Source organism: Pseudomonas psychrophila (genome assembly GCF_001043005.1).
GTDB classification, from domain to species: Bacteria; Pseudomonadota; Gammaproteobacteria; order Pseudomonadales; family Pseudomonadaceae; genus Aquipseudomonas; species Aquipseudomonas psychrophila.
Genome location: NZ_JYKZ01000004.1, coordinates 365,882 through 388,499, shown reverse-complemented (window position 1 = coordinate 388,499; position 22,618 = coordinate 365,882). Strand labels below are relative to the sequence as shown.

The 22,618-nt window shown below is 57.4% G+C and carries 19 protein-coding genes; 10 read left to right on the top strand and 9 right to left on the bottom strand.

Going from position 1 to position 22,618, the window contains the following annotated elements; all coding sequences use genetic code 11:
• Positions 1-11 precede the first annotated feature (11 nt).
• Complete coding sequence (gene arcD, locus TU76_RS13105) at positions 12-1,439, bottom strand: arginine-ornithine antiporter (RefSeq protein WP_019822310.1); 1,428 nt, start codon at positions 1,437-1,439, stop codon at positions 12-14.
• A gap of 455 nt (positions 1,440-1,894) precedes the next feature.
• On the opposite strand from arcD (TU76_RS13105), the gene arcD (TU76_RS13100) reads away from it, so the two are divergent.
• Positions 1,895-3,322: an arginine-ornithine antiporter gene (gene arcD / locus TU76_RS13100; RefSeq protein ID WP_019822311.1), complete on the top strand. Its 1,428-nt coding sequence runs from the start codon at positions 1,895-1,897 to the stop codon at positions 3,320-3,322.
• A gap of 152 nt (positions 3,323-3,474) precedes the next feature.
• Here the strand turns inward: arcD (TU76_RS13100) and TU76_RS13095 are convergent, their stop codons facing one another.
• The 7 genes from TU76_RS13095 to gap form a co-directional block, all read right to left on the bottom strand.
• Complete coding sequence (locus TU76_RS13095; protein WP_019822312.1) at positions 3,475-3,876, bottom strand: YbaN family protein; 402 nt, start codon at positions 3,874-3,876, stop codon at positions 3,475-3,477.
• 55 nt (positions 3,877-3,931) lie between these two features.
• Positions 3,932-4,540, bottom strand: coding sequence for a biliverdin-producing heme oxygenase (locus TU76_RS13090; protein ID WP_019822313.1), 609 nt, complete (start codon positions 4,538-4,540; stop codon positions 3,932-3,934).
• A gap of 111 nt (positions 4,541-4,651) precedes the next feature.
• Positions 4,652-7,249, bottom strand: coding sequence for a TonB-dependent receptor (locus tag TU76_RS13085; RefSeq protein WP_048351789.1), 2,598 nt, complete (start codon positions 7,247-7,249; stop codon positions 4,652-4,654).
• Positions 7,250-7,367: 118 nt separating this feature from the next.
• Positions 7,368-8,336 carry a FecR family protein gene (locus tag TU76_RS13080; protein ID WP_037031625.1) on the bottom strand — a complete coding sequence of 323 codons (969 nt, stop codon included), beginning with the start codon at positions 8,334-8,336 and terminating at the stop codon, positions 7,368-7,370.
• Between the two features lie 51 nt (positions 8,337-8,387).
• On the bottom strand, positions 8,388-8,906 hold the full coding sequence (locus tag TU76_RS13075; RefSeq protein ID WP_048351788.1) for an RNA polymerase sigma factor: 519 nt from the start codon (positions 8,904-8,906) through the stop codon (positions 8,388-8,390).
• Positions 8,907-9,071: 165 nt separating this feature from the next.
• Entirely contained in the window at positions 9,072-9,536 is a 465-nt protein-coding gene (locus tag TU76_RS13070) for a methylglyoxal synthase (protein WP_046808866.1), read from the bottom strand.
• 4 nt (positions 9,537-9,540) lie between these two features.
• On the bottom strand, positions 9,541-10,542 hold the full coding sequence (gap, locus tag TU76_RS13065; RefSeq protein ID WP_019822319.1) for a type I glyceraldehyde-3-phosphate dehydrogenase: 1,002 nt from the start codon (positions 10,540-10,542) through the stop codon (positions 9,541-9,543).
• A gap of 209 nt (positions 10,543-10,751) precedes the next feature.
• On the opposite strand from gap, the gene edd reads away from it, so the two are divergent.
• The 4 genes from edd (at position 10,752) to TU76_RS13045 (ending at position 15,829) form a co-directional block, all read left to right on the top strand.
• Positions 10,752-12,578 carry a phosphogluconate dehydratase gene (gene edd, locus TU76_RS13060; protein ID WP_019822320.1) on the top strand — a complete coding sequence of 609 codons (1,827 nt, stop codon included), beginning with the start codon at positions 10,752-10,754 and terminating at the stop codon, positions 12,576-12,578.
• Positions 12,575-13,531, top strand: a complete 957-nt coding sequence (locus tag TU76_RS13055; protein WP_048351787.1) for a glucokinase — start codon at positions 12,575-12,577, stop codon at positions 13,529-13,531. Before edd ends, TU76_RS13055 begins: the two co-directional genes overlap by 4 nt.
• Before the next feature lie 116 nt (positions 13,532-13,647).
• Positions 13,648-14,379, top strand: coding sequence for a response regulator (locus TU76_RS13050; protein ID WP_019822322.1), 732 nt, complete (start codon positions 13,648-13,650; stop codon positions 14,377-14,379).
• On the top strand, positions 14,369-15,829 hold the full coding sequence (locus TU76_RS13045; RefSeq protein WP_019822324.1) for an ATP-binding protein: 1,461 nt from the start codon (positions 14,369-14,371) through the stop codon (positions 15,827-15,829). Before TU76_RS13050 ends, TU76_RS13045 begins: the two co-directional genes overlap by 11 nt.
• Here the strand turns inward: TU76_RS13045 and TU76_RS13040 are convergent.
• Positions 15,798-16,445: an AP2 domain-containing protein gene (locus TU76_RS13040; RefSeq protein ID WP_019822326.1), complete on the bottom strand. Its 648-nt coding sequence runs from the start codon at positions 16,443-16,445 to the stop codon at positions 15,798-15,800. The two genes, TU76_RS13045 and TU76_RS13040, sit on opposite strands and share 32 nt — an antisense overlap.
• 351 nt (positions 16,446-16,796) lie before the next feature.
• On the opposite strand from TU76_RS13040, the gene TU76_RS13035 reads away from it, so the two are divergent.
• The 5 genes from TU76_RS13035 to TU76_RS13015 all read left to right on the top strand — a co-directional run bounded on the left by TU76_RS13035 (position 16,797) and on the right by TU76_RS13015 (position 22,530).
• On the top strand, positions 16,797-18,086 hold the full coding sequence (locus TU76_RS13035; protein ID WP_048351786.1) for an ABC transporter substrate-binding protein: 1,290 nt from the start codon (positions 16,797-16,799) through the stop codon (positions 18,084-18,086).
• Positions 18,087-18,189: 103 nt separating this feature from the next.
• The gene (locus TU76_RS13030) at positions 18,190-19,098 is read left to right on the top strand and encodes a carbohydrate ABC transporter permease (protein WP_019822330.1); all 909 of its coding nucleotides are present in this window, start codon (positions 18,190-18,192) and stop codon (positions 19,096-19,098) included.
• A 1-nt stretch (position 19,099) separates the two neighbouring features.
• Positions 19,100-19,945: a carbohydrate ABC transporter permease gene (locus TU76_RS13025; protein ID WP_019822332.1), complete on the top strand. Its 846-nt coding sequence runs from the start codon at positions 19,100-19,102 to the stop codon at positions 19,943-19,945.
• Positions 19,946-19,948: 3 nt separating this feature from the next.
• A complete protein-coding gene (locus tag TU76_RS13020; RefSeq protein ID WP_019822334.1) occupies positions 19,949-21,109 on the top strand; it encodes an ABC transporter ATP-binding protein in 1,161 nt (386 codons plus the stop codon).
• An 83-nt stretch (positions 21,110-21,192) separates the two neighbouring features.
• Positions 21,193-22,530 (top strand): carbohydrate porin, encoded by a 1,338-nt coding sequence (locus TU76_RS13015; protein ID WP_037031629.1) that lies wholly within the window; start codon positions 21,193-21,195, stop codon positions 22,528-22,530.
• The last annotated feature ends 88 nt before the right edge of the window (positions 22,531-22,618 follow it).

Sequence of the window (22,618 nt, the reverse complement as noted above, 5' to 3'; positions counted from 1 at the left end):
CAAACAGGTTGTTACAGGGTCAGGAAACCGTCGTAGAGACCATAGGCAGCCACCAGGGCGCCGATCACTACTGCGGCAAAAATCACTTTCTCGATGTTGGTGAAAACAGGTTGGCCGCTTTCTCGCTTGGCCTTGGCGAACAGAATGGCGCCAGGTGCGTACAGCAAGGCCGAGAGCAGCAGGTACTTGAGGCCGCCGGCATAGATCAGCCAGATGGCGTAGATCAGCGCGATGCCACCAATGATCAGGTCTTTCTTGCGTTCAGCCAGGGCGTTCTCGTAAGTCTCGGCGCGCACCGCCAGCAGGAAGCCGTAGGCCGCAGACCAGAGGTAAGGCACCAGGATCATCGAGGTCGCCAGGTAAATCAGCGACAGATAAGTACTGGCCGAGAACAGTGTGATGATCAGGAACAGTTGCACCATGGCGTTGGTCAGCCACAGGGCGTTGACCGGTACATGGTTGGCGTTTTCCTTTTTCAGGAAGGCCGGCATGGTGTGGTCTTTAGCGGCCGAGAACATGATCTCGGCGCACAGCAGCACCCAGGACAGCAGGGCACCCAGCAGAGAGATGATCAAACCGACGCTGATCAGCACTGCACCCCAGTGACCGACAACATGCTCAAGCACGGCCGCCATCGACGGGTTCTGCAGTTTTGCCAGCTCAGGCTGAGTCATGATGCCCAGCGAGAGCACGTTCACCAGTACGAGCAACAGCAGCACGGTGATAAAACCGATCACGGTTGCGCGGCCCACGTCGGAGCGTTTCTCGGCACGGGAAGAGAAGATGCTTGCGCCTTCGATGCCGATGAACACCCACACGGTGACCAGCATCATGTTGCGCACCTGGTCCATCACGCTGCCCAGGTCCGGGTTTTTTACGCCCCAGATGTCACTGGTGAAGATGTCCAGTTTGAACGCGAAGATGGCAATCAGGATAAACAGCACCAGCGGTACGATCTTGGCAACGGTCGTGACCAGGTTGATGAACGCAGCTTCCTTGATCCCGCGCAGTACCAGGAAATGCACGGCCCAGAGCAGGATTGACGCGCCGATGATGGCGGCGGGGGTGTTGCCTTCGCCGAAGATCGGGAAGAAGTAGCCCAAGGTACTGAACAGCAACACGAAGTAGCCGACGTTACCCAGCCAGGCACTGATCCAGTAGCCCCAGGCGGATGAGAAACCCATGTAATCGCCGAAGCCGGCCTTGGCGTAGGCGTAGACACCACCGTCCAGGTCAGGTTTGCGATTGGCGAGGGTTTGGAACACAAAAGCGAGGGTCAGCATACCGACTGCGGTGATTGCCCAGCCGATCAGGATTGCACCTACATCGGCACTGGCGGCCATGTTTTGCGGCAATGAAAAAATACCGCCGCCAATCATTGAGCCGACTACCAGAGCAACCAGCGCACCCAGTCGCAGTTTTCCAGGAGTATCAGACATTTGTAGTGACTCCAATCTAGGAGAAGTGAGGCTTCGAAGTTAAGTCCATTGATAATCAAGCCATTTGACATAGATCAGGGCATTACTACATTCCATTGTTAGTAGAGCGGGGAAGGTCGCGATGACGTATTTTTATGACGCTTCCTGAAAGCCTTACGCCAGAGGTGTTTTCAGGTATTAATAGGTCGGTTAATCGCGTTGTCGTGGAGATTGAAGCTAGCCAGTATTTTCAGATTTGCAAATGTCACGTCCATGTTTCATGAAACGGTCGATGAAATTAAATCGTCATCTATATGTGAACTGTTTTTTAGGCTTCAATAGAAAAGAACGTTATTAGTAACGGCTGGCTTATTGCGCAACCCTATTAAACGTTCGGCGGGTACCTATAATTAGTCGGTGAACGCTTTAATTCCGATAATGATGAGTTTAAATAAACAGCACACTCAGAGGTGGCGATGTCGCAACAGACGCAGAAGCTTCGGCTAAACGCCTTGATCGCATTGGTGGTGGGTTCGATGATCGGCGGCGGGATTTTTTCGCTGCCACAAAATATCGCCGAGCGTGCTGCGGGTGGTGCCGTATTGATCGGCTGGACGATCACTGCGGTAGGGATGCTGGCGCTGGCCTTCGTGTTTCAGACCCTTGCCAATCGCAAGCCGGAACTCGATTCGGGGGTGTATGCCTACGCCAAGGCCGGGTTTGGTGACTACATGGGCTTCTCATCCGCCTGGGGCTACTGGATCAGTGCCTGGATGGGGAATGTGGGCTACTTCGTGTTGCTGTTCAGCACCCTGGGGTATTTTTTTCCGGTGTTTGGTCAGGGCAACACGCCTGTTGCCATCGGCTGTGCGTCGCTGTTGCTGTGGGGCGTGCACTTTCTGGTGCTGCGCGGGATCAAGGAAGCAGCGTTTATCAACCAGCTGACCACAGTTGCCAAGATCGTGCCGATTGTCATGTTTATCGTGCTCACCGCCGTGGCCTTCAAGGCGGATATTTTTACCCGGGACTTTTGGGGCACTGAAACGCCCAGCCTGGGCAGCGTGATGGACCAGGTGCGCAACATGATGCTGGTCACGGTGTTTGTCTTTATCGGTATCGAAGGCGCCAGTGTCTACTCGGGTCGTGCGGAAAAACGCTCGGATGTCGGCAAGGCTACGGTAGTAGGTTTTCTTGGGGTACTGGCTTTGCTGGTACTGGTGAACGTGCTGTCGCTGGGGATCATGAGTCAGCCAGAGCTGGCGAACCTGCAGAATCCGTCGATGGCCGGTGTGCTCAAGCATGTGGTGGGGGAGTGGGGCGCGATCCTGATCAGCATCGGGCTGGCGATTTCGCTGCTGGGCGCGTTGTTGTCGTGGGCATTGTTGTGCGCTGAAATTCTGTATGCCACGGCCCGGGACAAAACCATGCCGGCGTTCCTGAAAAAAGAAAACGTCAACCATGTGCCGGTCAATGCCCTGTGGTTGACCAACTCCATGATCCAGATTTTTCTGGTGATTACCCTGGTGTCAGCGGGGACCTACACCAGCCTGATCTACCTCGCGTCGTCGATGATTCTGGTGCCTTATCTGTGGTCGGCAGCCTATGCGGTGCTGCTGTGCGTGCGGGGGGAGACTTACGAGCAGGCGAGCCGCCGGCGCATCAAGGACATGGTGGTGGGGGGGATAGCGCTGATCTATGCGATGTGGCTTCTGTATGCCGCCGGGCCCAAGTATCTGCTGCTCTCGGCATTGCTGTATGCGCCGGGGATCATCTTTTTTGCCAAGGCCAAGCGTGAGCAGGGCGAAGTGCTGTTCAAGTCCTGGGAAAAAGTCATTTTTGCGGCGGTGTTGATCGCAGCACTGGGGGCGGCGTATGCGCTCTACAGCGGAGCAATATCCTTATGATTTGTCTTTGGTAGCAGCTGCCGAAGGAACGAGGCTGCGTTCGGCGGTGTAGCCGTCGTAAAGTCAGGCAACTTCGTTGTGTCAGGTTAAAACGGGATTCTGGTTTTACGACGGCTTCGCCGCCGGACGCAGCCTCGCAGGCTCGGCAGCTGCTACGAAGTACTTGGCAAGCTTTCCGGCCTCGACCAGATCCACAGGTTACCCATGCTCATGCCGGCAATGGCAAGGAACACAGGCCAGTCGTGATCGAGCACGTACAGCATCAATCCTGCACAGAGCAGCATGCTGAGGGTGGCGCTCACTTTGGCTTTGCGCTGGATGATTTTACCGTTGCGCCAATGGGTCAGAATCGGGCCAAATAATCGATGGTTTTCTAACCAGGCACTCAGGCGTGGGGAGCTTTTGGTCGCGGCCCAGGCGGCGAGTAAAATGAATTCAGTGGTCGGCAGGCCGGGAATCACAATCGCGATCAAGCCAATGCCCAGGCTCACGTAGGCCAGCAAGCCGAACAGGATACGCGCGATTTTCGACGAGGATTGGGTTTGGCGGGTCATAAGCTCAAGACGCGTAAAGGACGCCCGGTCAGCGAGTGCTGGCCGGGCAACAAGCTTAAGCCAGTTCTGGCTGTTTCACGTAGGTCTGTTCCAGCAGGAAGGTAAAGCGGCTGAAAGCATCGTTGGCGGCTTGTTCCAGCTCGGCATCTTCCTCTGGGGTGAGTTCGACGCTGTCGAGCATTTCGATAAAGCTCTTCCAGTTACGACCACGGCCTTCGGCAGGTTCGCCCATGTGACGGGCACCGTGGGTTTCGCTGAGGCCCAGCAGACGGGCTTGCTTGATCAGTACGCCCGCGCCCAGTTTGGAGCCTTCGGACACAAACACCCAACCCAGTGCCTGTGCCTTGCTCGGTGCATTAACCGCGCCGGTAACAGGTGCCGGCAGTTCTACGCCCAGGTCGATCAGGTCTGCCTTGATTTGAGCTGCGCGGCAGCGCTCAGGCAAGTTAGGGATGTGCTGAGTGAGGCGTGGATCGGTATGCAGCGCTGCCAGCTCGGTCAGGAACAGATACTGGGCGGTCGCGAAGTGGGTGTAGTTTTCGAGGCTGCCAAAGGGATCGCGGCCCATGACCTTCTCGCCCAGGGTGTCGTGAGTCTCACGGGTGGCGAGGGTCAGGCGCTTGGAGCGCTCGGAAGGACGCGGTGCGGAATCTGGAGTGGTCATGCCAATATCCTTGAGAATGAGATGCACTTTGTAACTAGACGATCAGGAAGACGGATCACAGTAAAAAATCCTCACTGCGCAGTACAAAAGTCTGCGCAGTGAGGCGCGCGGTCAGATATCCCAGACCAGATTGATCGCGAAGTTGCGGCCCGGAGCGGTCAAGCGCTCCATATTGGCCGGGTTCAGCACACCGGCTTCACCCACACTGTCGTAACCACGTACGTCATCCCAGTTCCAGTATTTCTTGTCGGTCAGGTTGTACAGGCCAGCGTTGACGGTGACGTCCTGGGTGACCTTGTAGAAACCGGTCAGATCCAGCACGCCATAGCCCGGCGATTTGAACTGTTTGCTGGTGCCGTCCGGGGTAAAGAAGGTGCTGTCGTCGACCTGATTTTTGCTCTTGACCAGTGTCCAGCTCACCAGGCCACCGTAGTTCTGTTGCTCGTAGCCCAGACCCATGACGGCGGTCAGCGGGTTGACGCTGTTGATCGGTTGACCGGTGTCGTTATTACGACCGTGGGCATAAGCCATCGAACCGCGGGTGTAGAGACCCTGCGGCGCGCCGAAGGCGTCCAGATTCAAGCGGCCTTTGACTTCAGCCCCCTTGATGGTGGCGTGCTTGATGTTGTTGGTCTGGAACGCAAGTTCGTTGTAGCCGGGGGTGATGGCGTCTTCATTGATGAAATCACGGTATTTGTTATAGAAAACCGCGACGTCGAATGAGCCGGCATCAAAGTTGCCGCGCAGGCCAGTCTCGTAGCTTTTGCTTTTTTCCGGTTCCAGATCAGGGTTTGGCTCTACCGTGTAACCCGCCTGCAGGTTGTCATAGCGGCCATACAAGGCTTTGGCGCTTGGGGTGCGGAAGCCTTCGCTGTATTGGCCGTACCACGTGTAGTTGTCGTTGAACGCGTAGGTCACGCCAAATTTGGGCGACAGACGATGCCAGACTTTGTCGTCATCGTTCACAGTGCCTCGCTGGTCGCTGTTGACGGTATTGAGAAATTCCTGGGTGATGTGCGGCGTCAGCTTGGTGTAGTCGTAGCGCAGGCCCGGCATAAAGGTCCAGTCGTTCCAGCTGATCTGATCCTGGGCGAACAGGCTGTAGGTGTTGATGGTTGGATCGGGGAAGTCACTGGACTTGACCAGATAATCGCTCGGGCTATTGGCCCCGACAGCCGTGCACCCTCTGCCCACTGCCAGGCAAGTACCTGAGCCGCTGCGTGAACCGGTGACGTTCTGGTGCTTGACGGTGGCGCCGTAGGTCAGCAAGTGATCGGTGTCGGCAATCTGGAAAGCTTTATCCGCCTGGGCGTCCAGGACCCACATTTTTTCTTCATATTTGGTGTTGCGCGAGCGCATCACATTGCGGGTGAACGGGAAGTAATTTTCCAGGGTGTTTTGGTCGGTCTTGGCGATCTGGTAGTTCAGGCTCCACTTGAAGCGATCGGTCAGCACGGTATCCAGAACCATGCTGTTTTCCACACCGAAACGTTCGCGAGTAATGGTGTCCTGACCTGTTCGGGAGCGATACATGCCCAGGGGTTGGCCATTGTTGAACGGGCCGCCGACAGCACTTTTCAAATCGATATCCGAGCGGTCCTTGTACTTCTCGTAGGTAAAGGCCAGGCGATCGTCATCGTTATAGTTCCAGCCGGCCTTGGCCAGCACGTTGGTGGTTTTCACGTCTTCAGGGTTGGCCGCGGTACGGGACAGGCCGGTGCCGCCGTGATCGCCGTAGGACTTGGTTTCATGCCCGTCGCGCTGGCTCAGGTGCAGCAGGCCATCGAACTCACCCGAACGACCGGCCACGGTACCGGATTTGAGCCAGCTGCGATCGGCCGAGCTGTAGCCTGTTTTCAGGCGGGCACCGACATCCTGGCCCGGCTTGATAATGTCATCCGGGTCCAGGGTGAAGTAGCTGACGGCACCGCCGATGGCGTTGCTGCCGTACAGCACCGACGCCGGGCCACGCAGGATCTCGACGCGCTTGATGATCTCCGGGTCGACGTAGTTGCGCTGGGTCTTGGCATAAGGGCCGTTGAAGAACGAGCTGGGGATTTCAACGCCATCAATCTGGGTCAGGATCCGGTCGCCGTCGATGCCGCGGATGTTGAAGTTGCTGATGCCGCCGCGCTGACCGGCGCCACCTACCGACACACCCGGCTCATAACGCACCAGATCCTTGATGTTATTGACGTTATCGCGGTCCAGCTCCTGGCGGTCATGGACGGTGACGGTGCTGGGCACCGAGTTCACGTCCTGTTCCTGGCGAGTGGCGCTGATGGTCACTTGTTGCAAGGCCAGGGTGCCGGTGGAGCTGCTGCGCTTTTCCAGGACAATGTTGTTGCTGCCCAGTTTGCGGTAGCCCAGGTTGGTACCGATGAGCAGGCGTTCAAGGGCTTTTTCCGGAGGCAGGGAGCCGCGTACGCCGGGCGAGGACACATTCTGCGCCAGCTCTGCCGGCAAGCCGACCTGCCAGCCAGTGACGGCGCTGAAGTCGTTCAGGGCAGACGCCAGCGGCTGCTGGGAAATCGCAAATTTGTAATTGCCCACGGAGCGGGTGGCCGGCTGCTCATCGGTCGCTGCCATGACGGGAGTCGCCTGTACACCGGCCAGGAGCATGGCAGCGGTCAACAACGACAACGTGCACTGCTGCAAACCGCCCGTGCGGACGTTGGATGAGGACCGGCTGTTGAAACGAGTGGGCATTGATAGCGCTCCGTGGTGAACGAATCTTATAGTTGCGAAGCTGATTCAAAATGCGAATCAGTTGCATTGACTACAACGAGACGAACGACCTGTGGCTATCGCGTAAAAAAACTTACAACTAATTGAGAATGACCAGCGCGGGGAATTCCGAGATGTTGCTCGAGGTGATGTGGGCGAGTGAGCGCAGGATATCCAGCGGTTGATCGAGCCGGTAATTTCCGGTCACTGCAATGCTGGCGAGTTTGTCGTTGTTGCTCACGATCCATCCGGGGTAATAGCGTCGCACTTCATCCAGTACTTTGCCCATCGGGCAGTTTTCAAACACCAGACGCCCCTGAACCCAGGCCAGATCGGTCTGGGGGTTGAGCCTGGCGGTCTTGCTGAATCCGTTGGGGCCAATGCGCACGCTGTTACCGGCTGACAAGCGCATTTGCGTGCCAGCACTGCTTACCCGTAAATCAACATCGCCGCGTTGCACCCGCACTTGCGCTTCGCCATTGAGGTAGCTCACTGCAAAGTCGGTATCGCGCACGCTGACACGCACGGGGCCTGCATCGAGCACCATAGGGAGTTCCAGGTCGGCCGGGATTTCGAAGTACGCCTCGCCTTGGTACAGGCGGGCGCTGGCCTGGGCGTTGACCACTTTGCTGGAGAACGCAGAGTTGGTGTTAAGCAGCACTTTTGAACCGTCTTCGAGCTGCAGGCGCTGGCGCTCGCCGACCACGGTCAGATGATCGGCTTGCAGTCGCAAGGGCACGTTGCTGTAACTGCCGACACAGATAATCACCACCGCCGCTGTTGCCAGGTGTTTCCAGTGCCGCCCGATGCGACGCAAGAGGCTGGGGGCGCGCCGGGTTTGCAGGGTTTGCGCAGCAGCCAGCACCGGTTCTCCATTCCAGATTGCGTTGGCTTTGGCAAAGGCATGGGCGTGGGCAGGGTCGGCATTGAGCCAGTTATCGAAGGCGGCTTTTTGTTCGTTGCTCGCACACTCAAGGGTAATCAGCCAGTCCAGTGCCTGATCCATGGCGCTGTCTTGCAGCATGTTTTGCGCCTCTTCAGGCGCAGCTGATTGGTGAGTGTCCGTCACGGATGTTCCTTGGCAGTTTCAGAGCGTTCGTACAGGTGTCGCCAGTCAAGGTTAAGGGCGATTAAGTCTGTCGGCTACCCCGATGCAGATTGCCATGATTAATTTGAGTTCCTTTTGAACCGTGCTCAATGAAACGTCAAGCTCTTCGGCAATCTCTTGATAACTGCAGCCGTGGAGACGGCTCAGGATGAAAATCCGCTGTTGACGGGCGCTTAGCTGGCTCAGGCTCACACTCAAACGCTCCAGTAATTGCGCGGCTTGATGGGCTTCTTCCGGGGTGCTGAGAGGGGAGGCGACGCCTTCAATGACGTCCAGTGGCACATCTTCGACCACTGTGCGTGACTGAATGCGCCGGGCGCGCAGATGATCAAGCGCCAGGTTGCGTGCGGTCTGGAAAACAAAGGGTTCCAGGTGTTCGACGGAACGCTCGCTCAAGGCGCGCGTCACGCGCAGGTAGGTCTCTTGCAGCAGGTCTTCAGCGGTGCTGTGGTTATTGACCATCCGCTCCAGCGTGCGCAGCAAGGTGACCCGCTGGGTCAGGAAGACTTGATTGAAGTGGGACTGACTCACAGTGCTACCCGACCGGTTTTGAGCGAATGATAATGCTTATCATCTGTACTGTTGGTCAAGCGCTGTTTTGAAATGACGTGAAATCGTTCTGGTGGGAGCGAGCCAGCTCGCGAAGGTTGTAGACGATAGCGCGTCTTCGCGAGCAGGCTCGCTCCCACCAAAAACCTAAACTCGGCCCTTCAAGTACGCGTTGTAGTCCGGGATGCGGTGTTCATGGGGCTGGCTCATCAGCGGGCTGCTGAGCATGAAGTCGGCGCTGCATTCATTGCAGGCCACTGGAATGTTCCAAACCGCAGCCACCCGCAACAACGCCTTGATGTCCGGGTCGTGGGGCTGGGGTTCGAACGGGTCCCAGAAAAACACCAGCATGTCGACCCGCTGCTCGGCGATCTGGGCACCGACCTGCTGATCGCCGCCCAGCGGGCCGCTGATCATGCTTTCGATCGGCAGTCCAAGGCGCTGACTCAGTAACAGGCCCGTGGTGCCAGTGGCGCACAGGTTGTGCTGGCTGAGTTCCGAGGTGTGACGCTCGGCCCAGTCCAGCAAGAATCCCTTGCAATGATCATGAGCCACCAGGGCGATACGCTTGCGCGCTGCCAGGGTGGCTGTAGTGAAGCTGATACCGATCATCGCGTTACTCCGCGTTGCACAGCGCCAGGCAGTTATCGAGCATGCGGTTGGAGAAGCCCCACTCGTTGTCATACCAGGCCAGTACTTTCAGCAGTTTGCCGCTGACCTTGGTGTGATTGGCGTCGAAGATCGACGAAAGCGGGTTGTGGTTGAAGTCGCTCGATACCAGCGGCAGGGTGTTGTAACCCAGTACCTTGGAATGCTGGCTGGCTTCCTTGAACAGCGCGTTGACTTCAGCTGCGGTGGTTTCGCGCTTGAGTTCAATAGTCAGGTCAACCAGCGATACATTGATCACTGGAACCCGCACGGCCATGCCGGTCAACTTGCCGGCCAGCTCAGGCAATACCAGGCCAACCGCTTCGGCTGCACCGGTTTTGCTCGGGATCATGTTCTGGGTGGCCGAGCGCGCACGGTACGGGTCCGAGTGATAAACGTCGGTCAGGTTCTGGTCATTGGTGTAGGCGTGGATGGTGGTCATCAGGCCGTTTTCAATGCCGAACTCGCGGTGCAGGATTTGCGCCACAGGTGCCAGGCAGTTGGTGGTGCAGGAAGCATTGGAAATAATTTGGTGGGATTGGCGCAGAATGTCGTGGTTAACACCATAGACCACAGTCGCATCGGCATTTTTACCAGGCGCAGAGATAATCACCTTACGGGCACCAGCGCTAATATGCGCTTCAGCTTTGCTGCGATCTGTGAACAAACCTGTGCATTCAAACACCACATCGACTTTCAGTGCCGCCCATGGCAGTTCAGCCGGGTTGCGAATAGCGGTCACGCTAATGCGGTCGCCATTGACCGTCAGGCTCTCCTGGTCATGCTCGACCGTCGCGTCGAACGTGCCGTGAACCGTGTCGTACTTCAGCAGATGAGCATTGATCGAACTGTCACCCAGATCGTTGATAGCGACGATCTGCAGGTCCTGACGGTAGCCTTGGGTATACAGTGCGCGCAGGACGTTACGGCCGATTCGGCCAAAACCATTGATTGCGATTCGTAGAGTCATGGAAAGCGCCTGCCATCGATTTGTTGTTGGAATTACAAGATTATTCGCATAAAAATAGAAAACAAGCCATTTAAGTGGCAATATTTTGTTTTATCTACAACGAGTGACCTGAATCAACGGGTCCGAATGATTGAAGTCGCTCCTAAAAGCCCTTCGGTCAGCATAGGACACGTACAGGTCGCCACATCCGTTAGCCTGGAGTTCAACACATGCATCCCCGCGTTCTTGAAGTCACCGAGCGTCTTATTGCCCGCAGTCGCGCAACCCGTGAGGCGTATTTGACGCTTATTCGCGGCGCCGCCAGTGACGGCCCGCAACGCGGCAAGTTGCAATGTGCCAACTTCGCCCACGGCGTGGCAGGGTGTGGCACTGAAGATAAAAACAGCCTGCGGATGATGAACGCCGCCAACGTCGCAATTGTTTCGTCATATAACGACATGTTGTCGGCGCATCAGCCCTACGAGCACTTTCCTGAACAAATCAAAAAAGCGTTGCGCGAAATTGGCTCGGTGGGCCAGTTCGCAGGCGGCACGCCGGCCATGTGCGATGGCGTGACCCAGGGCGAGCCGGGCATGGAGCTCAGCCTGCTGAGCCGTGAAGTGATTGCGCTGTCGACGGCCGTGTCGCTGTCCCACAACATGTTCGATGCAGCAATGATGCTGGGGATCTGCGACAAGATTGTGCCGGGCCTGTTGATGGGCGCACTGCGCTTTGGTCATCTGCCTACCATCTTTGTGCCGGGCGGGCCGATGCCGTCGGGTATTTCCAACAAGGAAAAGGCCGACGTGCGTCAGCGTTACGCTGAAGGCAAGGCCAGCCGCGAAGAGCTGCTGGAGTCGGAGATGAAGTCCTATCACAGCCCGGGCACCTGTACGTTCTACGGCACCGCTAACACCAACCAGTTGCTGATGGAGGTCATGGGCCTGCACTTGCCGGGCGCTTCTTTCGTCAATCCCTACACGCCATTGCGTGATGCGCTGACCCGCGAAGCCGCTCATCAGGTCACTCGCCTGACCAAGCAAAATGGCGACTTCACCCCGTTGGGCGAAATCGTCGACGAGCGCTCCCTGGTGAACTCCATTGTTGCGCTGCATGCCACCGGCGGCTCGACCAACCACACCTTGCACATGCCGGCGATTGCGATGGCCGCAGGCATTCAGCTGACCTGGCAAGACATGGCGGACCTGTCCGAAGTGGTGCCGACCCTGTCCCACGTGTATCCAAACGGCAAGGCCGATATCAACCACTTCCAGGCCGCAGGCGGTATGGCGTTTCTGATTCGTGAACTGCTGGAAGCCGGTTTGCTCCACGAAAATGTCAACACGGTAGCGGGCTTCGGTCTGAGCCGTTACACCCGTGAACCGTTCCTGGTAGACGGTGAACTGGTCTGGCGCGAAGGCCCGATCGAAAGCCTCGACGAGACGATCCTGCGTCCGGTTGCACGTGCGTTCTCGGCCGAGGGTGGCTTGCGGGTGATGGAAGGCAATCTTGGCCGCGGCGTGATGAAAGTCTCGGCGGTAGCGCTTGAGCATCAAATCGTCGAAGCCCCGGCACGGGTGTTTCAGGATCAGCAACAACTGGCCGACGCGTTCAAGGCAGGTGAGCTGGAACACGACTTTGTGGCCGTGATGCGCTTTCAGGGCCCGCGTTCCAACGGCATGCCCGAGCTGCACAAGATGACGCCGTTCCTGGGTGTGTTGCAGGATCGGGGCTTTAAAGTGGCACTGATCACTGACGGACGCATGTCAGGCGCCTCGGGCAAGATCCCGGCAGCGATTCATGTCAGCCCGGAAGCTTCGATCGGCGGCGCTCTGGCCCGTGTTCAGGACGGCGACATGATTCGCGTGGACGGCGTAAAAGGAACATTGCAACTGTTGGTGGATGAGGCAGAATTCGCGGCGCGCACCCCGGCAATCGGCACTCTGGATAATGCCGTTGGGTCCGGGCGTGAGTTGTTTGCGTTCATGCGTCAGGCTTTCAGTTCGGCCGAGCAGGGCGCGAGTACCTTTACCTCGTCTCTGGAAAATCTGAAATGAAGCTTGCACTGGTCGGTGACATTGGCGGAACCAACGCACGGTTTGCGTTGTGGGATAACGACCAGCTGCGCTCGGTTCGTGTGCTGGCAACAGCCGATTTTGCCTGCCCGCAAGAGGCCATCAAGCTTTACCTGAGCGACCTGGATCTGGCCTTGGGTGCTGTAGGTTCGGTGTGCCTGTCAGTGGCAGGTCCCGTGAGTGGCGATGAGTTTCGCTTTACCAACAACCACTGGCGCTTGAGCCGGTCGGGGTTCTGTAAGGACCTGCAGGTCGACAATCTTCTGTTGATCAACGACTTCAGCGCGATGGCCCTGGGCATGACCCGGCTGCAACCTGAAGACGTACGCCAGGTGTGCCCTGGCATCCCGGACCCGACACGACCCGCCGTGGTTATCGGGCCGGGAACCGGGCTGGGCGTGGGCACCTTGCTGAACCTGGGTGAGGCACAGTGGATGGCCTTGCCGGGGGAGGGTGGTCACGTTGACCTGCCCATGAGCAACCCCCGTGAAGTGCAGTTGTGGCAGCACATCTACAACGAAATCGGGCATGTGAGTGCTGAAAGCATTTTGAGCGGCAGCGGTTTGCCGCGAGTCTATCGCGCGATTTGCGCGGTGGATGGCCATACTCCGCAGTTGGACAGCGACCGTGCAATTACCGCGGCAGCACTGGCCGGTGATCCGGTTGCCCTGCAGGTGCTGGAGCACTTCAGCTGCTGGCTGGGGCGTGTGGCGGGTAACAATGTGCTGACCATCGGTGGGCGTGGCGGGGTGTATATCGTGGGCGGTGTCATCCCGCGCTTTGCCGATATTTTCCTGGCCAGCGGCTTTGCCCGCAGCTTTGCCGACAAAGGGTGCATGAGCGACTACCTCAAGGGGATCCCGGTGTGGCTGGTGACAGCGCCGTATCCGGGATTGATCGGCGCGGGAGTGGCGTTGCAACAGGCATTTGGCTAAAAGCCATGCACACACTGTGGGAGCGGGCTTGCTCGCGATAGCGCAGGCATAGAGTCGCTTGAATCGCGAACAAGTCCACTCCCACAGACGTGATAAAAACAATAAGGAACATCACTGTGAGCACTCCCGGCAAATCCATTTTGCTGGTCGATGATGACCAGGAAATTCGAGAACTGCTTGATATCTATCTCACCCGCGCCGGTTTTCAGGTGCGTACCGTGGGCGATGGGGCGGGCTTTCGTGAAGCACTTGATGGGGACGCAAGTGACCTGCTGATCCTCGATGTCATGTTGCCCGACGAAGATGGCTTCAGCCTGTGCCGATGGGTGCGTCAGCATCCACGTTTTGCCCAGATCCCGATCATCATGCTCACCGCCAGTTCTGATGAAGCGGACCGCATCATTGGCCTTGAACTGGGCGCCGACGACTACCTGGGTAAACCCTTCAGCCCCCGCGAACTGCTGGCACGAATCAAGGCATTACTTCGTCGAGCGCAATTTGCCAATACAAGTTGGGGCAACGAAGTGCTCGCTTTTGAGGAGTGGCGATTGAACACCGTGACCCATCGACTGTTTCATACCGATGGCGAAGAGGTGATTTTGTCCGGGGCCGATTTCGCGTTGCTCAAGCTGTTTCTGGATAACCCGCAACAGATTCTTGATCGTGACACCATCGGCAATGCGACCCGGGGCCGAGACCTGATGCCCCTGGACCGAATTGTCGACATGGCTGTCAGTCGCTTGCGCCAGCGTCTGCGCGACACCGACAAACCCCCCCGGTTGATTCGCACCGTTCGTGGCAGCGGCTATCAATTGGCGGCTCAGGTTTCGTCCGGCAATGACCTTTAATTTTCTGCGCAAATTGCACATGCCCCGCTCGTTGCTGGGGCGCATGTTGCTGCTGACGTTGCTGGCCATTTTGCTGGCGCAAACCCTGTCGAGTGCGATCTGGTTGTCGCAGTTGCGCACCACCCAACTTGAAGGGCTGGTCAACAGTGCGCGCAGCATGGCGCACTCGATGAATGCGACCGTGACCTACCTGCGTTCCTTGCCGCTGGCCTATCGACCACTGGTACTGGATCAATTGCGCAGCATGGGCGGAACACGGTTTGTCGTGAGCCTCAATGACAAGCCCCTGGACATGCCGGTATTGCCACCGACCCAGCGCAAGCAGGCGGTGCTGGACGCTGTGGACAAAGTGCTGCGCGAGGCGGTGGGGCCCAATGTCGACATGTCGGTGACATTCGTCAGCCCCCAGGACCTGCGCATTTTCAATGCGGGCCTGAAGCTCGATGAGTTGCCCCGTTCTTGGGCGCATTTCGCCTTGACGCTTGAGCCGGTCAATCCACCGGTGCTGGTGACGCAAATCCAGATGGTGCCCGGCGAGTGGCTGTATATCGCTTCCCTGTTGCCGCAGCCCTACACCAGCCTTGAGGAAGAAGGGCTGCCGGCATTGCAGGTGTGGTTTATCGTGCTTAGCAGCGTTTTTTTATTGTTGTTCATCGGCTTGCTGGTGCACTGGCAAAGCCGGCCACTCAAGCGTCTGGCCAGAGCGGCGCGAGATATGTCTCTGGGTGAAGAAGAGGTCAAACCGGTCGAGATCGGGGGTGGCAGTGAGGTGGTCGAGGTGGGGCGTGCCTTCAATAGCATGCGTGCTCGCATCAGCCGTTACCTGACCGAGCGCAGTCAATTGTTCAGCGCCATTTCCCATGACTTGCGCACGCCGATTACCCGCTTGCGCCTGCGGGTCGAACTGTTGGAAGACGAGCAATTGCAGCACAAGTTCGGCCGCGATCTGGATGAGCTGGAGATGCTGGTCAAAGGCGCTCTGCAATGCGTGAAAGATACAGATATTCACGAAAACATCGAGGCGGTGGACTTGAATCATCTGCTCGATTGTTTGATCGAACCCTATTTGCTCCCCCAGGGTAACGGTCGTGTAACGCTGCAGGGGCGGGCCCTCAGGCCTTACCCGGGCAAGCCACTGGCGCTGCGCCGCTGTATGGGCAACCTGATCGACAACGCGCTCAAATACGGCAACAACGCCCACTTGCGTATCGATGACAATGACCAGGCCTTTGTGCTCACCGTCGATGACGAGGGGCCGGGCGTACCTGAACAGCGTCTGGAGCAAGTGTTTGAGCCTCACTTCCGCCTGGCCGGGCAGCAGCAGGGTTACGGGCTGGGGCTTGGAATTGCCCGCAGCATTGCCCATAGCCACGGCGGTGAAGTGAGCTTGCAAAACCTGCGTGTAGGCGGTCTGCGGGTCACTTTGTACTTGCCGCGAAATGGCGACTGATCGACTGGCTCGCCTGTTCGGCACTGATGGGCAGCAAGGGTTCCAAAGGGCGCTCGGGTGTCTCTTCAATCAGGGGTTTGGGCAGTCGGTGACTGCTCATCGCAGCGTTAATACGGTTTTCGCGCACCCGCCTGCTGGTCTGGCTGAAGTGCTGCTGCAGTTTTTCCATGGCGATGTCATAAGGCTCGTTGCACAGGGTTAACTGCCTCTCGCGCTCTTGCAGCGCCAACCGCTTGGCTTCGTCATCGCCATACCGATCAACACGAAAACTCTTGCTCAGGTTGTAACCGTGAATGCGGGATGTCGCGCGCCAGTAATGGATATGGTTGGCGTGCACCCGATAGACCCCGGGGTGCCCGCTGGTGTTGTGGGAAGTCAGGCGCTGGCGATTTTCATAGGTGATGGCCTGGGGCATTGTCAGCACCAACTGGTCGCGCACGTTTTCGGCCGCCTTCAATGCAGCAGCCTCGCCGCCATACTCCGCGAAGTCGAAGTGGTGGACATGTACCTTGCCTGAGCGCCGGATATCCAGCTTCCAGGCGTAGCGGCAGCCGTCCGGGTATTCAAGCACGCAAATGAAGCAGTGGTTCTGGGCCGTTTTGCGATATTTTTGCATGAGTCTCATCTCCTGATGGGGGCCGGCATCCGTTCTTGAATCGTGGCGATGTGTTGCAGACTCGCTGAAGTTTTTTACAGGTTCAACGTGGGAAAACGACTTCGGGATGCGTCCTACAAGCAACGCGGAAAATACCTTACTTGTCTGTAAGGCCCTGTTTAGGGCTTACAGGAAAGCAGAGTCAGACATAGTTGAAAAATCGTCGGCACCAACGATCCTTCCGGTCCAATGTCACCAGGCTGTGACATTTGAGCGTCTCTTCGTTACGTGCGAGCAGGCGGTGATGGATACACTCTTTAGCAGCGCAAGCAAAAAGACTTGCACAGCTATAACAACAAGAAAGGTCTAGACATGAATTCATTCAATCGCCTCGCCGTTGTCATTTCTCTGGCTACATTATTCCCCCTGGGTGCTTATGCCGCCGCCCCTGCCGATTCCAAAGGCACGGTTGAAGTGGTGCATTGGTGGACCTCCGGTGGTGAGGCCAAAGCGGTTGATGTGCTTAAAAAGCTGATTGAAAAAGACGGTTACACCTGGCAGGACAGTGCCGTGGCAGGCGGTGGCGGTGCCGCCGCCATGACCGTGCTTAAAACCCGAGCCGTCTCCGGCAACTCGCCTTCCGCAGCACAAATCAAAGGCCCTGACTTGCAAGAGTGGGGCGCACTCGGTTTGTTGACTAACCTCGATGAGGTTTCCAAGGCCAATCACTGGGACACCCTGCTGTCAAAAACCGTGTCCGACACCATGAAATATGACGGTCATTACGTGGCTGTACCGGTGAACATTCACCGGGTTAACTGGTTGTGGATCAACCCCGAAGTGTTCAAAAAGGCAGGCATCGACAAAGCGCCAACCACCCTTGATGAACTCTACGCGGCAGGCGACAAACTCAAGGCCGCGGGCTTTATCCCTCTGGCCCACGGTGGTCAGCCGTGGCAGGACAGCACGGTCTTTGAAGACCTGGTGCTCAGCGTCATGGGGCCAGAAGGCTACAAGAAAGCCTTCGTCGATCTTGACGAGAAAACCCTGACCGGCCCGCAATTGGCTGAAGTCTTTACTCACCTGAAAAAACTGCAGGGCTACATGGACCCGGATGGCACCGGTCAGGACTGGAACCTGGAAGCCGCCAAGGTGATCAGCGGCAAGGCCGGTATGCAGATCATGGGTGACTGGGCGAAAAGCGAATGGGCTGCTGCGGGCAAAAAGGCGGGCACTGATTTCGAGTGCGTGCCGTTCCCGGGCACCAAGGGCAGTTTTACCTACAACATCGACTCGCTGGCGATGTTCAAGCTGTCCGCCAAAAACAACACACCTGGCAACATCGCCGCGCAAAACGACGTGGCCAAAGTCGCGCTTGAGCCTGAGTTCCAGTACGTGTTCAACCAGAACAAAGGCTCGATCCCGGTACGCAGTGACCTGGACATGAGCAAGTTCGATAGTTGTGGCCAGGCGTCTGCCAAAGACTTCGCCGACGCGGGCAAGGCCAACAGCCAACTGCCAAGCATGGCGCACAACATGGCCACTTCTCTGGCCGTACAAGGCGCGATTTTCGACACGGTCAGCAACTTCATGAGCGACAAGAATGCTGATCCGGCCACAGCCGGTAAAAAACTTTACTCGGCCATCAAGTCCGCACAGTAATTCGTTGATCTGACCTGCCACGCTCACGCGTGGCTCCCCCTTGCCCCTGGTTGTGCGGCATCTGCGTTTGCAGATGCCGGCATACCCTATCGGGAGTATTTCGATGAGTTCCGTGGCTGTGTTCAGCAAGGCCTCGCCGTTTGATGCGCTGCAACGCTGGTTGCCCAAGCTGGTCCTGGCACCGAGCATGCTGATCGTATTGGTTGGCTTTTATGGCTACATTTTTTGGACGTTTCTGCTCTCGTTCACCAACTCGAGTTTTATGCCCAGCTACAAATGGGTTGGTTTGCAGCAATACGCACGACTGATGGACAACGACCGCTGGTGGGTCGCCAGCAAAAACCTGGCGGTTTTTGGCGGGATGTTCATTGTCATCAGCCTGGTGATCGGCGTGTTCCTGGCCATCCTGCTCGACCAGCGGATTCGTAAGGAAGGCTTCATCCGCACGATTTATCTGTACCCGATGGCGCTGTCGATGATCGTTACCGGTACGGCCTGGAAATGGCTGCTCAACCCGGGCCTGGGTCTGGACAAAATGCTCCGTGACTGGGGCTGGGAAGGCTTTCGCTTTGACTGGCTGCTGGATCAGGATCGGGTGGTGTACTGCCTGGTGATCGCAGCGGTGTGGCAGGCTTCGGGGTTTGTGATGGCGATGTTTCTGGCCGGATTGCGCGGGGTCGACCAGTCGATCATTCGTGCTGCCCAGGTGGACGGTGCGAGCTTGCCGACCATCTACCTGCGCATCGTGTTGCCGAGCCTGCGTCCAGTGTTTTTCAGCGCCTTCATGATCCTTGCGCACATTGCCATCAAGAGCTTCGATCTGGTGTCGGCAATGACCGCCGGTGGCCCGGGATATTCCTCCGACTTGCCAGCCATGTTCATGTATTCCTTCACCTTCAGTCGTGGGCAAATGGGCATTGGTTCTGCCAGTGCGATCATGATGCTGGGAGCGATTCTGGCCATCCTCGTGCCGTATCTGTATTCCGAGCTGAGGAATAAACGCCATGACTAATATGACAAGCGGCATCGGCGCGTCCCGATTCACCTTCAGCCGCGTGGCCATTTACGCCACCTTGATTCTCGCTGCAGCGGTCTACTTGATCCCTTTGGTGGTGATGCTGCTCACCAGCTTTAAAAGCCCGGAAGACATCCGCACCGGCAACCTGTTGAGCTGGCCGCAAGTGATTGACGGCATTGGCTGGATCAAGGCCTGGGACACTGTGGGCGGGTATTTCTGGAACTCGGTCAAGATCACCGTGCCTGCGGTTTTGATCTCGACCTTTATCGGGGCCATGAACGGATACGTGCTGTCGATGTGGCGTTTTCGCGGCTCACAGCTGTTTTTTGGCTTACTGCTGTTCGGCTGCTTCCTGCCGTTCCAAACGGTGTTGCTCCCTGCCTCGTTCACCATCGGCAAGCTTGGGCTGGCGAACACCACCACCGGCCTGGTGTTGGTGCACGTGGTTTATGGCCTGGCCTTCACCACGCTGTTTTTCCGCAACTATTACGTGAGCATCCCGGATGCGCTGGTCAAGGCAGCACGGCTGGATGGCGCGGGTTTCTTCACTATTTTCGGGCGGATTCTGCTGCCGATGTCGGTGCCGATCGTGATGGTCTGCCTGATCTGGCAGTTCACTCAGATCTGGAACGACTTTCTGTTTGGTGTGGTGTTTGCCAGTGGTGATGCGCAGCCGATTACGGTGGCGCTCAACAACCTGGTCAATACCAGCACCGGCGCCAAGGAATACAACGTTGATATGGCTGCGGCCATGATCGCGGGGCTGCCGACGCTGCTGGTTTACATCTTTGCGGGCAAGTATTTTCTGCGCGGGCTGACGTCCGGCGCGGTCAAGGGGTAAGGCATGGCTACTCTCGAATTACGCAACGTTAACAAGTCCTACGGCAAAGGTTTGCCCGACACGCTGAAAAACATCGAGCTGAAAATCGATGATGGCGAGTTCCTGATTTTGGTGGGGCCTTCGGGCTGCGGTAAATCGACCTTGATGAATTGCATCGCCGGTCTTGAAACCATCAGCGGCGGGGCGATTCTGGTGGACGATGCCGACATCAGCGGCATGAGCCCCAAGGACCGTGATATCGCCATGGTGTTTCAGTCCTACGCGCTGTACCCGACGATGAATGTGCGGGACAACATCGCCTTCGGCCTCAAGATCCGCAAAATGAGCGCTGCGGCGATCGATGAAGAAGTGGCGCGGGTGTCCAAGCTGCTGCAAATCGAACACTTGCTGACCCGCAAGCCCGGGCAGTTGTCCGGTGGTCAGCAACAGCGCGTGGCCATGGGCCGGGCACTGGCGCGTCGGCCCAAGATCTACCTGTTTGACGAGCCGCTGTCCAACCTCGATGCCAAGCTGCGAGTCGAGATGCGCACCGAAATGAAACTGATGCACCAGCGTCTGAAAACCACCACCGTCTACGTCACCCATGACCAGATCGAAGCCATGACCCTGGGCGACAAAGTGGCCGTGATGAAAGACGGGATCATTCAGCAGTTCGGTACGCCCAAGCAGATCTACAACGACCCGGCCAACCTGTTCGTGGCCAGCTTTATTGGCTCGCCGCCGATGAACTTTATCCCCCTGCGGTTGCAGCGCAACGAAGGTCGCTTGTCGGCCTTGCTCGACAGCGGCCAGGCGCGCTGCGAGTTGCCGCTGAGCATGCAGGACGCGGGGCTTGAGGATCGTGACGTGATTGTGGGCATTCGCGCCGAGCAGATTGTACTGGCACCCTCGGAACCCAATGGCCTGCCGGTCATTCGTGCCGAAGTGCAAGTCATTGAGCCTACCGGCCCGGACACCCTGGTTTTTGTGAACCTGAACGGGAGCAAGGTCTGCTGCCGAATGGCCCCTGATGATGCGCCTCAGGTCGGCCAGAGCCTCAATTTGCAGTTCGATCCAGCCAAAGTGCTACTGTTTGATGCGAACACGGGCGAGCGTCTGGGTGCGATGAGTTCGCCCCAGGCCCATGGCCGGGCTGATAACGTGGCGCAATTCAAGGGTCGTTAAGTCAACAGGGAGCCTGTTACCGGGCCTCCTTGAGTGGTGCCGCGTTAAACAAAGCCAATAAGAAAACAACGAGGATTAAAGGGATGACTAACAGAATGACCCGTACCCGTCTGGCCTGCCAGCTGTCGGCTATTGTGGCGCTCAGCCTGGGTGCAAGCAGCGTCTACGCTGACGAAGCGTTCAGCGCTGACTCGAAATGGATGACCGGCGACTGGGGCGGTGAGCGGACCAAACTGATCGAGCAGGGTATCGACATCAAGGCCGATTACGTCGGTGAAGTCGGCGCCAACCTGCATGGCGGTTACAACGACAGCAAGACGGCGCGCTACAGCGACCAGTTTGGCCTGGGCGTAGCGCTGGATCTGCAAAAGCTGTGGGGCTGGGACAACACCCAGGCCAAGATCCAGCTCACCAACCGTAATGGCCAGAACATCTCCAATGACCGTATCGGCGACCCGCGTGCCGGTACCTTGAGTTCCTCGCAGGAAGTCTATGGCCGTGGCCACATGGTGCGTTTGACCCAATTGTGGATTCAGCACCAGTTCCTCGACGGCAAGCTGGACGTCAAGGCCGGTTACTTCGGTGAAGGCGAAGACTTCAACACCTTCCCGTGCGAATTCCAGAACCTGGCGTTCTGTGGCTCCCAGGTGGGTAACTGGGCCACCAACGTCTGGTACAACTGGCCGGTCAGTCAGGCTGCATTGCGGGTGAAATACAACATCACTCCTGAACTGTATGCCCAGATCGGCGCGTACAACCAGAACCCGTCGCAACTGGAGCACGGCAACGGCTTCAAACTCAGCGGCAGTGGCACCAAGGGTACCGTGCTGCCGGTTGAACTGGTCTGGTCGCCGAAGCTTAACAACCTGCCGGGTGAATACCGTGTCGGTTACTACAAGAGCACGGCGCCTGCCGATGACGTGAAGGTCAATATCACCAATGATGGTGAAGACTACCGCGTACGCGACAGCAAGCACGGTTACTGGTTTGTCGTGCAACAGCAGCTCACCAGCCACAACGGAGACGCTTCGCGCGGTTTGAATATTGCGGCCAACGCTACTTTTCATGACAAGGCCACCAACATCGTCGACAACTACCAGTCGCTGATGTTTGTGTACAAGGGCCCATTCGATGCTCGTCCCAAGGATGACATCGGTATTGGCGCCGCCCGTATCCACGTCAACGATGACGTGAAGAAAAGCGCCGAGCAGATTAATGCTTCGCTGGGTGTCACCGATTACAACGATCCGCTGTACTCGCCGCTGCGCACCACCGAGTACAACTATGAAATCAACTACGGTTTCCACGTGACCAACTGGCTTACTGTGCGTCCTAACTTGCAATACATCACTCACCCGGGTGGTGTGGACCAGGTAGACAACGCATTGGTAGCCGGGCTGAAAATTCAGTCTGTGTTTTAGTCCTCTTGCGCTAAGCTCCTTGCTTTTCTAGCGGATAGCCTTGGCTATCCGCTTTTTTTCGGGGCTGCACACCCCGGCGCATGATTTT